The organism is Actinomycetospora rhizophila (assembly GCF_042657905.1).
Taxonomy (GTDB): Bacteria; Actinomycetota; Actinomycetes; order Mycobacteriales; family Pseudonocardiaceae; genus Actinomycetospora; species Actinomycetospora rhizophila.
Genome location: NZ_JBHSKG010000002.1, coordinates 317,858 through 331,036, shown reverse-complemented (window position 1 = coordinate 331,036; position 13,179 = coordinate 317,858). Strand labels below are relative to the sequence as shown.

Below are 13,179 nucleotides of genomic sequence, written 5' to 3'. Positions count from 1 at the left end.
TGGTGGTCCTCGTGCGCCGGGTGTGACCTGGTCGGACGAACCACGGCTCCCACTCGCAATCGATAACCGTTATCGTTTGCGGTCGTCGGGAACCCACCGCCACGAGGAGCTGCACCGTGCCCGTTCGTCCCCGCGCCCGCCTCGCGTCCCTGGCGGCCGCCCTGCTCGGCACGCTGCTGGTGCTCGCCGCCTGCGGGGGTGGCGGGCAGACCGCCGCCCCGGCGCCCGCTCCGGCTCCGGCGCCGGCCCCGGAGTCGCCCGCACCCGCCCCGGGGCGCACGCTGACGGTCGTGGCCACCACGAACGTCTGGGGATCGGTCGCGAGCGCGGTCGCCGGGCCCGGCGTCGAGGTGCGCTCGATCATCCAGGACCCCGCCGCCGACCCGCACTCGTACGAGAGCACGCCGGCCGACGCGGCGGCGCTGACGAACGCCGACCTCGTCGTGTTCAACGGTGGGCACTACGACGACTGGGTCGAGCAGGTCATCGACGGCGACCCGGCCCTGCGCGAGCGCTCGATCGAGGCCTTCGCGCTGCGCGGCGACCAGGCCCAGGAGAACGAGCACGTGTGGTTCGACCCGACCGCGGTCAAGGGCGTCGTGAACCAGGTCGCCGAGCGCCTCGCCGCCGTGGAGCCGGCCCAGGCCGCGGCGCTGCGCGAGCGCGCGACCGCCTTCTCCGCCCGCGTCGACGACCAGGCCGCCCGCCTCGCGACCATCGGCCAGACCCGCCCGGGCGCGCGCGTGCTGGCCACCGAGCCGATCGCGCAGTACCTGCTGACCACCGCGGGCGTCGCCGACGCCACCCCGCCGCAGTTCAGCGAGGCCATCGAGAACGAGACCGACCCGCCGGCCGCCACCCTCGCCGAGACGAACCAGCTGGTCGCGAGCCGCGGCGTCGACGCGCTGGTGTTCAACCCGCAGACCGAGACCCCGATCACCACGCAGCTGCGCGACGCCGCGACGGGGGCGGGCGTGCCGGTGGTGAACGTGACCGAGACACTGCCCGCCGGGCAGGACTACCTGACCTGGCTCGACGCGACCCGCGCCGAGCTCGCCCGTGCCCTGGGAACGCCTGCGTGAGGTACCGATCGTGACCCCGTCCATCCGCCTGTCCGGAGCGGAGGTCCGCCGCGGCGGGCGCACGCTGTGGACGGGGCTCGACCTCGACGTCGCGCCCGGCGAGTTCGTCACCGTGCTCGGCCCGAACGGCTCGGGCAAGACGACGCTGCTGACCGTCCTGCTCGGGCTGCTCCCGCTCGCGGCGGGGACCTGCGAGGTCTCCGGGCGCCCGCCGCGGCGGGGCAGCGCCGACGTCGGGTACGTCCCGCAGCAGACCAGCGTCGACCCGCTGACGCCGCTGCGGGGCCGCGACCTCGTCGGGCTGGGGCTCGACGGGCACCGGTTCGGCCTGCCGTTCCGCGGGCGGGCCGAGCGCACGCGCCGCGTCCACGAGGCGTTGCTGCAGGTCGACGCCCTGGAGCTCGCCGACGCCCCCGTCGGCGCGCTCTCGGGTGGCGAGCAGCAGCGCCTGCGGATCGCGCAGGCGCTCGTCGGCGATCCGGGCCTGCTGCTCGCCGACGAGCCGCTGCACTCGCTCGACCTCGCGCGCCAGCGCACCGTCGTCGAGCTGCTCGAGCGCCGCCGCCGCGATCACGGCACGGCGGTGGTGTTCGTGACCCACGAGCTCAACCCGGTCCTGCCCGTCACCGACCGGGTGCTCTACCTCGTCGACGGACAGTTCCGGATCGGGACGCCGGACGAGGTGATGACCTCGGAGACGCTCTCGGAGCTCTACCGCACCGACGTCGACGTCGTGCGCGTCCGCGACCGCATCGTCGTCGTCGGCGCGGAGGACCGTCTCGTGCACACCGGGGGCGGTCCGCGGTGACGACGCTCGACCTGCTCTCGCTCGACTTCGTGCGCAACGCGCTGATCGCGGGCGTGGTGCTGGCGGTGCTCGCCGGCCTGCTCGGCCCGATCGTCGTCGGGCGCGGCATGGCGTTCTCGGTGCACGGCACCGCCGAGCTCGCGTTCGCGGGCGGGGCGGGCGCGCTGCTCGTCTTCGGCACCGACGCGATCGGCTGGGGCGCGCTCGCCGGGGCGGTGCTCGTCGCGCTGCTGTTCGGCGCGCTCGGACGGGCCCAGCGCGAGCGCGACTCGGTGATCGGCGTGCTCCTGTCGTTCGGCCTCGGGCTCGGCGTGCTGTTCCAGGCGCTCTACACCGGGCGGTCGGCGAACAAGTTCGGCCTGCTGGTGGGCCAGATCGTCGGGGTGGACGTCGGCGACGTGCTGACGCTGACGGGTGTGGGCGTGGTCGTGCTCCTGGTCCTCGCCGTCGTGCGGCGCCCGCTGCTGTTCGCCAGCCTCGACCCCGACATGGCGGCCGCGCGCGGCGTGCCGGTGCGCCTGCTCTCGATCCTGTTCGCGGTGCTGCTGGGCGTCACCGTCGCGCTCGGCGTCCAGATCGTCGGCGCCCTGCTGGTGCTCTGCCTGCTCATCACCCCGGCCGCGGCCGCCGCCCAGGTGACGGCGTCCCCGACGCTGGCCTCGGTGCTCGCGGTGGTGTTCGCCGAGGTCGCGGTGATCGGCGGGATCGTGGCCTCGCTCGACGCCGGTCTGCCGATCAGCCCGTTCGTCGCCACGATCGCCTTCGTGATCTACGTGGTCTGCCGCGGGCTCGGCGCGCTGCGCACCCGGCGGCGTGTCGCCCGAACGGCGGTTGCCGCCCGGTGAGCTGCGGTGAGCGGGGGGGGCGCCCGGCGCTAGAGTCCGCCCCATGCCCGGAGCCACCCGCGGGGCGAGCGCGGAGGACCACGGCCTGCGACTGGTCACGCGCGTCGCGCTCGGCCTCGTCGTCGTCACCCCGAACATCGTCGGTGCCGGGGTCGTGCTGGTCGTGGCGGCGTGGGTGCTCCCGCTCGGCGAGCTCGTGGCGTTCGACCCCGCCGCCCTCGTGCGCAACCTCATCGCGTTCGGCGCCTACCTGCTCGGCGCGATCCTCGTCGGCTCGATCTGGGGCCACTTCCGGATGCGCGTCCCGCGCGCGCCCGGGCCCGGCGCCGACGAGGCCACCGTGCGGCGCCACCGCCGGCGTGTCCGGCGCGTGGTGCTGCGCGGGCCGCTGCGGCTCGCGACGGTGCAGGCCGTCCTCTGGATCGCGGCCCTGGTCCTGTTCGTGCTGATCAACGTGTTCTCGAGCCCACGGCTCGGGGCGTCGGTCGGCGTGACGGTCGCGCTCGGCGGGGTCGCGACGGTCGCCGTGACCTACCGCCTCGTCGAGCGGGTGCTGCGCCGCGAGGTCGCACGCGTGCTCAACGACCGCCCCCCGCAGGGGCGCCTGCTGCCCGGCGTCGTGCTGCGCGCGGTCGGATCCTGGGCGCTGGGCACGGCGGTGCCCCTCGTCGGGGTGCTGCTCGCCGCCGCGGCCGCGCTGGTGTTCGGCGGCTACACCACCGAGCGCCTCGCCATCGTCGTGCTCGTGCTCGGCGGCGTCGCGCTGGTCGTCGGGCTCCTGGTCACCGTGCTCACCGCGAACTCCACGGCGGCCCCGGTGCTCGCCGTCCGCCGGGCCCAGCGCCGCGTCGAGGACGGCGACTACGACGCCGAGGTCCCCGTCTTCGACACCACCGAGCTGGGCGTGCTGCAGGCCGGCTTCAACACGATGGTCGCGGGGCTGCGCGAGCGCGAGCGGGTCCGCGACCTGTTCGGCCGCCACGTCGGCGAGGACGTCGCCCGCACCGCGCTCGAGAACGACGTCGAGCTCGGTGGCGAGGTCCGCGAGGTCGCCGTGCTGTTCGTCGACCTCGTCGGCTCCACCCGCCTCGCCGCGACCCGCCCGCCGCACGAGGTCGTCGAGGCGCTCAACGCGTTCTTCGCGGTGGTCATCGACGTCGTCGAGCAGAACGAGGGCTGGATCAACAAGTTCGAGGGCGACGCGGCGCTCGCCGTCTTCGGGGCGCCGACCGAGCTGCCCGACGCCGCCGCCTGCGCCCTGCGCGCCGGGCGCGAGCTGTCCCGCCGCATCGCCGGGGAGCTCGACGACATCTCCGCGGGCATCGGGGTCTCGGCGGGCGAGGCGGTCGCGGGCAACATCGGCGACACCCGCCGCTACGAGTACACGGTGATCGGCGACCCCGTGAACGAGGCCGCCCGGCTCACCGAGGCCGCCAAGGAGATCGACGGCTGCGTCCTGGCCTCGGGCGCGGCGCTCGAGCGCGCGGGCGGCGAGGCGCGGCGCTGGTGCGTGATCGAGTCACGCGTCCTGCGGGGTCGCGAGGACGAGACGGACCTCGCCGTGCCGAACGAGCACGCCGGCGCGTGCGTGGGCGCCGAGGTCTCCGATCTATCCGAGCGAAGGGCCCCTTCGCTCGGATAGAGGGGCGAGGGCGACCCCTCGCCGGAACGCCGGGTGCGGCTCGTGGAGATCAGGAGCACGTGGTCGACGTCGGCGCGGCCCTCGGGGTCGATGACGTGCCCTTGATCTTCGCGGAGGCGCCGGCCCGTCGGGCTGGCGGAGATCAGGAGCACGTGGTCGACGTCGGCGCGGCCCTCGGCGTCGATGAGGTGCCCTTGATCTTCGCGGAGGCGCCGGCCCGTCGGGCTGGCGGAGATCAGGAGCACGTGGTCGACGTCGGCGCGGCCCTCGGCGTCGATGAGGTGCCCTTGATCTTCGCGGAGGCGCCGGCCCGTCGGGCTGGCGGAGATCAGGAGCACGTGGTCGACGTCGGCGCGGCCCTCGGCGTCGATGAGGTGCCCTTGATCTTCGCGGAGGCGCCAGCCGGGTGGAGCGCGCGCTCCTGATCTCCGCGCGTCGCGCCGCCGCCCCACACGAACGGGGACTTCGCGCGCGTAGAGGCAGCGAACCGCCCGTTCGCTGCGTCAGGCCCCCGCAGCGCGCCGGCGCCGCGCGACCTCCGCGAGCGCGACGCCCGCCGCCACCGAGGCGTTGAGCGACTCCACGTCGCCCGCCATCGGGATCGACACGACGCCGGTGCAGGTCTCGCGCACGAGGCGGGAGAGGCCCTTGCCCTCGGAGCCGACGACGAGCACGAGCGGCCCCCGCGCGGCGTCGGGGGCGACGTCGTCGAGGTGGTCGAGGTCGGCGCTCGCCTCGCCGTCGAGCCCGATCGTCACGAGGCTCTCGTCGAGCCACGCCGACAGGGTGCGGCTGAGGTTGGTCGCGCGCCCGACGGGGATGCGGGCGGCGGCGCCGGCCGAGGTCCGCCAGGCCACCGGCGTCACGCCGACCGAGCGGCGCAGCGGCAGCAGCACCCCGTGCGCGCCGAACGCCGCCGCCGAGCGCAGCACCGCGCCCAGGTTGCGGGGGTCCTGCACGCCGTCCAGGGCCACGAGCAGCGGCTCGACGCGGGCGAGGTGCGCACGCTGGCGCGCCTCCTCCAGCAGGTCGTCGGGGTGCAGGTACTCGAACGCCGGCACGGCCAGCGCGAGCCCCTGGTGCACCGCGCCGTCGGCCATCTTGTCGACGTCGCCGCGCGGCACCTCGAGCACCGAGATGCCCCGCTCGGACGCCATCTTGATCGACTCGCGGACCCGGTCGTCGACCTCGATGTTCTGGGCGACGTAGAGCGCGGTCGCGGGACTGTGCGCCCGCAGGCTCTCGACCACCGGGTTGCGGCCCAGCACGACCTGCGGGCCATCGGGGTCCTCGCGACGCCCCGGGGAGCGCTTGGCCGCGGCGCGGTCGTCGGACGCGGGCTTCCGCGGCGCCGACGACGCCGCACCGCCGGACCGGTAGGCCTTGTGGTTCGGGCGCTTCTCGGCGGGCGGGGTCGGCCCCTTGCCCTCGAGGCTCCGGCGGCCCTTGCCGCCCGAGCCCTTCGTCGGGCCCTTCTTGGAGCCCGGGTTGCGGCGGGCCCCGGGGCGCCGCGAGTTGCCGGCCATCGTGCTCAGGCACCGTCCTTGAGGGTCCAGGTGGGTCCGTCGGCGGTGTCCTCGACGACGACACCGGCGGCGGTCAGCTCGTCGCGCAGGGCGTCCGCGCGGGCGAAGTCGCGCTCGGCACGGGCGCGGGTGCGCTGCTCGAGCAGCGCATCCACCAGCGAGCCCAGGGCCTGCCGCGCGCCGTCGCCCGAGCTACCGGCGCCGGTGGTCTCGGCCCAGACGACGGGGTCGAGGCCGAGCACGCCGGTCATGGCGCGCACCGCCCCCGCGAGGGCCAGGGCCTCGCTGCGCCGGCCCGCGTCGAGGGCGGCGTTGCCGCGGCGCACCGACTCGTGCACCTCGGCGAGCGCGGCGGGGGTGGCGATGTCGTCGTCCATCGCGGCGGCGAACGCCTCGCTGACGCGCCCGACCTCGACCGCGCCGACGCGCTCGTGCACGCGGTGCACGAACGTCTCGATGCGGTGGTAGGCCGCGGCGGCCTCGGCGAGCGCCTCCTCGGAGAACTCCAGCGTCGAGCGGTAGTGCGGCGCGACGAGGTAGTAGCGCAGCTCGACCGGGCGCACGCGCTCGAGCACCGCGGGGATCGTCAGCGTGTTGCCCAGCGACTTCGACATCTTCGCGCCCGACATCGTCACCCAGGCGTTGTGCATCCAGTACTCGGCGAACCCGTCGCCCGCGGCACGCGACTGCGCCAGCTCGTTCTCGTGGTGCGGGAAGACGAGGTCGAGCCCGCCGCCGTGGATGTCGAAGCGCGGCCCCAGGTACCGGGTGGCCATCGCCGAGCACTCCAGGTGCCAGCCCGGGCGCCCCCGGCCCCACGGCGTCGGCCAGTCCGGCTCGCCGGGCTTGGCGCCCTTCCACAGCGTGAAGTCGCGGGGGTCGCGCTTGCCGCGGGGGTCGCTGCCCTCGCCCTGCTCCATCTCGTCGACGCGCTGGCCGGAGAGCTCGCCGTACGACGGCCACGTGCCGACCGCGAAGTAGACGTCGCCGTCGACCGCGTAGGCGTGCCCGCGCTCGATGAGGCGCTCGATGAGCTCGACCATCTCCGTGACGTGCCCGGTCGCGCGCGGCTCCACCGACGGCGGGATGCACCCCAGCGCGTCGTAGGCGGCGGCGAACGCGCGCTCGTGGGTCGCGGCCCACTCCCACCACGGCCGCCCGGCGGCGTCGGCCTTGGTGAGGATCTTGTCGTCGATGTCGGTGACGTTGCGGACGAGCAGCACGTCGTAGCCCGTGTGCGCGAGCCAGCGGCGCAGCACGTCGAAGTCGAGACCCGAGCGCACGTGCCCGACGTGGGGCACGCCCTGCACGGTGGCCCCACACACGTAGATCGACGCCGTGCCGGCGTGCTGCGGGCGGAACTCCCGCAGCGCGCGTCGTGCGGTGTCGTACAGGTGCAGGCTCACCGCCCGGATCCTACGGAACGGCCGTCGGAGTCCTGTCGGCCCATCAGCCCAGAGGGGCAGGCCGACCGATCGATCGTTCGGGACGGCCCTTCCCAACCTGTGAGGGGGGACATAGAGTCGCGTCGTCATTCGACGGTTTCGCTACGCAAGGAGTGGTCAGCGTTGTCCATCACGTGCCGGACGTCTCTCGTCCGCCAGGCCCCGGGCAAGTACGAGACGGCGACGGTCGAGGTCGACGACCCGCGTCAGGACGAGATCCGGGTGAAGATGGTCGCCTCGGGCCTCTGCCACTCCGACGACCACATCGCCACCGGTGACATCCCCGTCGGCACCTATCCCTTCGCGGGCGGCCACGAGGGCGGCGGCATCGTCGAGTCGGTCGGCCCGAACACCTCGGGCTTCGCGCCGGGCGACAAGGTCCTCTTCTCGTTCCTCCCCGCCTGTGGCCAGTGCCGCTGGTGCGCCACCGGACACTCGAACCTCTGCGACCTCGGCGCGGGCCTGCTCGCCGGCACCCGCTGGACCGAGGACTCCACCCGCCTGCACCTCGAGGACGGCACCAACGTCGGCCAGATGTGCGGCATCTCGACGTTCTCCGAGTACACGACGGTCGCCGTCGACTCGGCCATCAAGGTCGCCCCGGACACCAAGCTCGAGGTCGCCTGCCTGCTCGGCTGCTCGGTCGGCACCGGCTGGGGCACCGCCGTCAACACCGGCGAGGTCAAGCCCGGCGACACCGTGATCATCCAGGGCATCGGCGGCATCGGCGCCAACGCCGTCCAGGGTGCCGCGCACGCCGGCGCCGCGAACGTCCTCGCCGTCGACCCGGTCGCCTTCAAGCGCGAGAAGGCCCTCGAGCTCGGCGCCACCGAGGCGTTCGAGTCGATCGAGGAGGCCACCGAGGCCGCCAAGAGCTACACCAACGGCCAGGGCGCGGACGTCTCGATCGTCACGATCGGCATCACGAAGCCCGAGCACGTCGGCAACGCCTTCGCCTCGATCCGCAAGCAGGGCACCGTCGTCGTCACCGGCCTCGGCGACATCACCGAGGTGGGCGTGCCGATCCCGATCGGCGAGCTGACCCTCTTCGAGAAGAAGCTCAAGGGCTCGCTGTTCGGGTCGTCGAACCCGAAGGCCGACATCCCGAAGATGCTCGACCTCTACAACAAGGGCAAGGTCAAGCTCGACGAGCTCGTCACCAAGCAGTACAAGCTCGACGAGGTCGCCCAGGGCTACGAGGACATGCACGCCGGCAAGAACATCCGCGGCGTCCTGATCTTCGACTGACTCACCGATCGAGGTATCCACACCCCGTGACCAACGGTTCCGCGGCCCCGGTGTCCCTGGTGGACACCGGGGCCGCCCCCGGTCTGCCCACCGCCGGCCCCCTCCCGGTCCGCGCGATGATCGAGGCCTCGCACGCCCGCGTCGTCGGACGCGAGCGCGAGTCCGAGGTCATCGCCGCAGCGCTCGCCGCCGGGCGCAGCATCCTGCTCGAGGGACCGCCCGGCACCGGCAAGACGACCCTGCTGCGCGCGCTCGCCGAGGGCGCCGGCGTCGGCCTCGAGCTCGTCGAGGGCAACGCCGAGCTGTCGCCGGCGCGCCTCGTCGGCCACCACGACCCCTCCCGCGTGCTCACCGAGGACTACCGGCCCGACAACTTCGTGCCCGGTCCCCTGGTCCGGGCGCTGACCTCGGGCGCCCTGCTGTACGTCGAGGAGCTCAACCGCGTCCCCGAGGAGACGCTCAACGTGCTGCTCGGCGTGCTCTCCGAGCGCCGCCTGCACGTGCCCCGCCTCGGCGTCGTCGACGCCGCGCCGAGCTTCCGGCTGGTCGCGGCGATGAACCCGTCCGACGCCGTCGGCACCGGGCGCATCACCCCCGCGCTCTACGACCGCTCGTGCCGGGTCGGGTTCGTCCACCAGAGCGCCGACGAGGAGACCGCGATCGTGCGCCGCGACCACCACGTGGTCGACGCCGCGTTCGTCGAGCGGGCCGTGCGCGCCACCCGCTCCACGCGCGAGCACCCCGACCTGCGGCTCGGGTCCTCGGTGCGCGGCGCGCTCGACCTCGTCGCCGTCGCGGAGTCGCTCGCCGAGCTGCGCGCCGTCGCCCTCGCGGGCCGGCTCGCCCCGGCGGCCGAGACGACGGGTACCGACGCCGCGCTGGCCGCCCTGTCCGGGCGCGTGCAGCTGCTCGAGGGCTCGACGCGCACGGTCGAGGAGGTCGTCGCCGAGCTGTGGGCGGCGAGCGCCCCGGTCGATCCGTCGGAGTCGTCGCAGGACGGGGACCCGGGAAAAGCCTGAGCCCCGGCGCCTCGCCCCCGCAGGAGCAGGGGCGCTCCCCCGGGGCCCCGCCGCGCGTGGTGTCCGACCCCAAGGAGGTCGAGGCGCTGCTGCGCGACCAGGCCCGGCGCACCGAGACCCGCGCCGACCTGCAGCGCCGCCACGACGACCTCCAGCAGGTCAGCCCGACGGTGGGTGTCCTCGACGAGGCCGCCGTCGCGGGCGCCTACGACGAGGACCCGGACGGGACCGTCGACCTGCTCGCCGACCTCGCCCGCGCCACCGATCCGACGCTGCGCGCCGCCGCCCGGCGGCTGGCGGTGCGGCTGCTCGTGCCGCCGGCGCGGGCGGGCGAGACCGAGCGGCGGGGCTCGAGCCGGCTCACCACCGTCGCCGGCGACGGTCTCGACCTGGACCTCGACGCGACGCTGGAGCGCTCGCTGGCCCACCGCCCCATCCGCGCGGAGGACCTGCGCTGGCGGGGCTGGCGGTCGCCGGCGCGGGCGCTGATCCTGCTGGTCGACGCGTCGGGGTCGGTGGCCGGGAAGCCGCTGACGACGGCGGTGACCACGGCCGGGGCGCTCGCGGCGGGGCTGCGGACCGACGACGAGCTCGCGGTCGTCGCGTTCTGGTCGCGCGCCGTGGTGCTGCGCCACCTGCACTCGCCCGCGCCCGCCTCCGCGGTGCTCGACGCCCTGCTCGACCTGCGCGGCGGGTCGACCACGGACCTCGGGCTGGGGCTGCGCGTGGCCCTCGCGCAGGCCACGGCGGCGCGGGTCCCGCACGCGGACGTCCTCGTGCTCACCGACGGCGCGTGGAACGAGGGCGAGGACCCGGCGCCGATCGCGGGCGGCTCGGGCGCGGCGCGCGTGCACACCCTGGTCACCGTGGACGACGACGAGGCCCGCACGTCCTGCGCGCGCCTGGCCGCCGCGGGCGGCGGGCGCTCGGTGCCGCTGCACAAGCCCTCGGACGCGCCGGCCGCGGTGCGGGCGGTGCTGCGCTGAGGGCCCGGCTGTTCTGAGCGAAGGGCACCTTCGGTCGGATAGATGGGCGAGGGGCGCCCCTCGCCGGATCGTCGTGGTCCGCGAGGGGCACGGTCGGCATGATCGACAGGCGTGCGGGCCTGCGGAACGTGCCTCTCGCGGGGGATGTGCTACGCCGGGCCGCGGCGGTCGGCGACGTCGCGGGCGTGGCCGTCGAGCAGCCGGCGGAGCTCGGCGTGCAGGCGGGCGCGGTCGAGGGGCTGGGCGAGGACGCGGCGACCGGTCGCGTCGAGGCCCCAGGCCACGCGGCCGGCGGCGGTGTCGAGGACGGTGACGGTGCGCGGGCCGCGGCGGGGCGCGCCGTCGGCGTCGCGGGCGGTGACCCCGAAGGTCATCGCCCGGTCGGGGGTGCGCGCCCATAGGGCCCGGAGACGGTCGACGTGGTGCGACGGCACCCCGGCCCGGCGCAGGCGCCGCGCGCGCTCGTCGAGGGTCAGGCCGGCGCCGAACAGGGCGTCCGCCGGCAGCGCCAGCGGCACCCCGGGCGCCGGGCGCACGTCGGGGAGGCGGGCGAGCAGCGCGCCGGGGAGGTCGTGCGGGTCGGTGGTCTCGAGCAGCAGGCCCGCGTCGTCGAGGCGGGTCACGAGGCCGAGCGCACCGCGCGCCGCCGCGAGCGTCGCCCGGGCCCGGCGTCCGTCCCGCGCCACGACGTCGAGCTCGAGGGACGGGCGCGCGAGCACCCCGAGCGCGTCGGCGAGCCCCGGGTCGGGCGCGCCGTGCTCGTCGAGCAGCCCCTGGTCGGCGAGGCGGCGCCAGGCGGCCGCGTCGAGGGCGTCGCGCTCGGCGTAGGTCTGCCCGTGGTCGAGGACGTGCAGCACGGCCGGGCGCGCGGCGAACCCCAGCCGGCGCCACAGCGCGCGGTACTGGCCGACGTCGAGCCGTGCGCCCGCGAACTGCGTGCCCAGCGCCATCGGCAGGACGCCCCTCACTCGCCGATCACCGGCGGCGCCGTCGCGGGCAGCACGCCGGCGATGGCGTCGGGGTCGTCCTCGGAGAGGTAGTCGGGGCGCCGGCGCTCGCCGTCGCCGCCCTGGCCGCCGACCATGCCGGCGGGCGGGATCATCGGCACCGCGCCGCCACGCCCCTCGGCCGCCGCGGCACCCGCCGCCCGTCCCGCCGCCGTCTCCGCCACCGCGCCCCCGCCGACGCCCGCCCGCGCGCCGGAGCCGAGCTCGCCGGCGGCTCCGCCGGCCCGGGCCCCGGAGCCCGGCTCGCCCGCGGCACCACCACCGCCGAGAGCCCCGCCCAGGCCCCCGCCGAGAGCCCCGCCGAGCCCCCCGCCCGTCCGGCCGCCGGCGACGCCGCCCTCGCCGGCGCCGACCGCCGTGCCCGGCAGCCGGGGCACTCCGCCCGTGCCGCCGGCCCGGCCGGCGCCGCCGCCCTCCCCCGCCGCACCCGGCAGCGCGGGGACCCGTCCGGCGCCCGTCGCGGGCCCCGGTGTGACGCCCACGCCGACGCCGCCCGCCGCCCTCCCGGCGCCGCCCGGGACCGCGCCGACGGGCGGCACGGCGCCGGCACCGGGGACCGCGGCGCCACCGGCCCCGGGCGCGCCAGCAGCACCTCCCGGCCCGGCACCTCCCGGCCCAGCACTGCCCGGAACGTTCGGTGCGGCCGGGACGGCGGGCGCCCCGGTCGACGTCGTCGACGACGGACCCGACGGCACCCCGCCGGCGCCCCCGGCACCACCCGTCCCGGCACCACCCGCCCCGGCACCACCCGGAGCTGCGCCGCCCGGCACGGGCACCCCGCCGGCCGGGACGGCCCCGGGCGGGACACCGCCGCCCGGCACCCCGCCGCCCCCGCCGGGCACCGGCGCCGCGCCCCCGGTCGCTGCGGGCACCCCGCCCGCGCCACCGGGCAGGCCGGCGCCCCCGCCCGGCGCGGTGAGGGACGACGCCTGGGACGACGACACCGCGGGCCCCGCCCCGGGCTGGACGGCGGAGCCCTCCGGGCCCACGAACTGCGGCAACGTCGCCATGCCGCCACCGCTCGCCTGCTGGTAGCCGGTCATCGCCTCCTGGGCGAACTCCTCGGCCTGGTGGTACCGGATCGCGGCCGCGACCGCGTCGACACCGCCGATCGGCGCGGTCAGCGGGGCGGCGACCACGGGCGGCACCGTCCCGTTGAGCGAGGTCCCGTCGAGGAACCCGTCGATCCCGGCCTCCATCATCGACCCGGCGGACGGGGGTCCCTGGCCGAACACCGTGTTCTGGACCGTCGTCAGCCGGTCGCCCTGCTCGACGTTGACGTTCTTGACCTGCGCGGCCAGCTCGCGGGCCTGGTCGGCCCAGGGGCGCAGCGGCTCGATCTTCTTCTGCGCGCTCGCCGAGGCGTTGCCGTCCCAGACGGCGTTCAGCGTGGCGTTGGCGCGGCCGACGGCGTCGGTGACCGCGATCATCCGGTCGGCCAGCCCCTGCCAGCGCCCGCCCGCGCCCCCGAACCCGTCGCTGCCCTGCGGCTGCAGCGCGTCCCAGATCGCCTGGTGCGGGACCGCGAACCAGTTGTGTCCAAACGCCTGCTCGGGCACCGGCCACCTCCC

General features: G+C 76.2%; 12 protein-coding genes. 8 read left to right on the top strand and 4 right to left on the bottom strand.

Translation table 11 applies throughout. The annotated features are described in order from the left end of the window. Window positions 1-116 precede the first annotated feature (116 nt). The 5 genes from ACFPK1_RS05415 to ACFPK1_RS05395 are packed head-to-tail and all read left to right on the top strand — an operon-like array spanning window position 117 to window position 4,802. On the top strand, window positions 117-1,082 hold the full coding sequence (locus ACFPK1_RS05415; RefSeq protein WP_378019880.1) for a metal ABC transporter solute-binding protein, Zn/Mn family: 966 nt from the start codon (window positions 117-119) through the stop codon (window positions 1,080-1,082). Window positions 1,083-1,092: 10 nt separating this feature from the next. Then, window positions 1,093-1,890, top strand: coding sequence for a metal ABC transporter ATP-binding protein (locus ACFPK1_RS05410; protein ID WP_378019879.1), 798 nt, complete (start codon window positions 1,093-1,095; stop codon window positions 1,888-1,890). After that, window positions 1,887-2,735: a metal ABC transporter permease gene (locus ACFPK1_RS05405; protein ID WP_378019878.1), complete on the top strand. Its 849-nt coding sequence runs from the start codon at window positions 1,887-1,889 to the stop codon at window positions 2,733-2,735. The genes ACFPK1_RS05410 and ACFPK1_RS05405 overlap by 4 nt, the downstream gene beginning before the upstream one ends. 43 nt (window positions 2,736-2,778) lie before the next feature. Beyond that, window positions 2,779-4,377 (top strand): adenylate/guanylate cyclase domain-containing protein, encoded by a 1,599-nt coding sequence (locus ACFPK1_RS05400; protein ID WP_378019877.1) that lies wholly within the window; start codon window positions 2,779-2,781, stop codon window positions 4,375-4,377. Window positions 4,378-4,436: 59 nt separating this feature from the next. Next, entirely contained in the window at window positions 4,437-4,802 is a 366-nt protein-coding gene (locus tag ACFPK1_RS05395) for a hypothetical protein (RefSeq protein WP_378019876.1), read from the top strand. A gap of 78 nt (window positions 4,803-4,880) precedes the next feature. Here ACFPK1_RS05395 and rlmB read toward each other — a convergent pair whose 3' ends face one another. Next, entirely contained in the window at window positions 4,881-5,903 is a 1,023-nt protein-coding gene (rlmB, locus tag ACFPK1_RS05390) for a 23S rRNA (guanosine(2251)-2'-O)-methyltransferase RlmB (protein ID WP_378019875.1), read from the bottom strand. Between the two features lie 5 nt (window positions 5,904-5,908). Further along, a complete protein-coding gene (cysS, locus tag ACFPK1_RS05385) occupies window positions 5,909-7,309 on the bottom strand; it encodes a cysteine--tRNA ligase (RefSeq protein ID WP_378019874.1) in 1,401 nt (466 codons plus the stop codon). A gap of 162 nt (window positions 7,310-7,471) precedes the next feature. On the opposite strand from cysS, the gene ACFPK1_RS05380 reads away from it, so the two are divergent. Genes ACFPK1_RS05380 through ACFPK1_RS05370 form a run of 3 tightly spaced genes read left to right on the top strand, consistent with a single transcriptional unit; the run spans window position 7,472 to window position 10,601 of the window. Then, complete coding sequence (locus tag ACFPK1_RS05380; RefSeq protein WP_378019873.1) at window positions 7,472-8,596, top strand: NDMA-dependent alcohol dehydrogenase; 1,125 nt, start codon at window positions 7,472-7,474, stop codon at window positions 8,594-8,596. A 26-nt stretch (window positions 8,597-8,622) separates the two neighbouring features. Then, window positions 8,623-9,615, top strand: a complete 993-nt coding sequence (locus ACFPK1_RS05375; protein WP_378019872.1) for an AAA family ATPase — start codon at window positions 8,623-8,625, stop codon at window positions 9,613-9,615. 59 nt (window positions 9,616-9,674) lie between these two features. After that, window positions 9,675-10,601 (top strand): VWA domain-containing protein, encoded by a 927-nt coding sequence (locus ACFPK1_RS05370; RefSeq protein ID WP_378019871.1) that lies wholly within the window; start codon window positions 9,675-9,677, stop codon window positions 10,599-10,601. Between the two features lie 149 nt (window positions 10,602-10,750). On the opposite strand, the gene ACFPK1_RS05365 is transcribed toward ACFPK1_RS05370, so the two are convergent. Together ACFPK1_RS05365 and ACFPK1_RS05360 are read right to left on the bottom strand one after the other, a co-directional pair. After that, window positions 10,751-11,569, bottom strand: a complete 819-nt coding sequence (locus ACFPK1_RS05365) for an ESX secretion-associated protein EspG (protein ID WP_378019870.1) — start codon at window positions 11,567-11,569, stop codon at window positions 10,751-10,753. Continuing rightward, window positions 11,566-13,167, bottom strand: coding sequence for a hypothetical protein (locus ACFPK1_RS05360; protein WP_378019869.1), 1,602 nt, complete (start codon window positions 13,165-13,167; stop codon window positions 11,566-11,568). The genes ACFPK1_RS05365 and ACFPK1_RS05360 overlap by 4 nt, the downstream gene beginning before the upstream one ends. Window positions 13,168-13,179 lie beyond the last annotated feature (12 nt).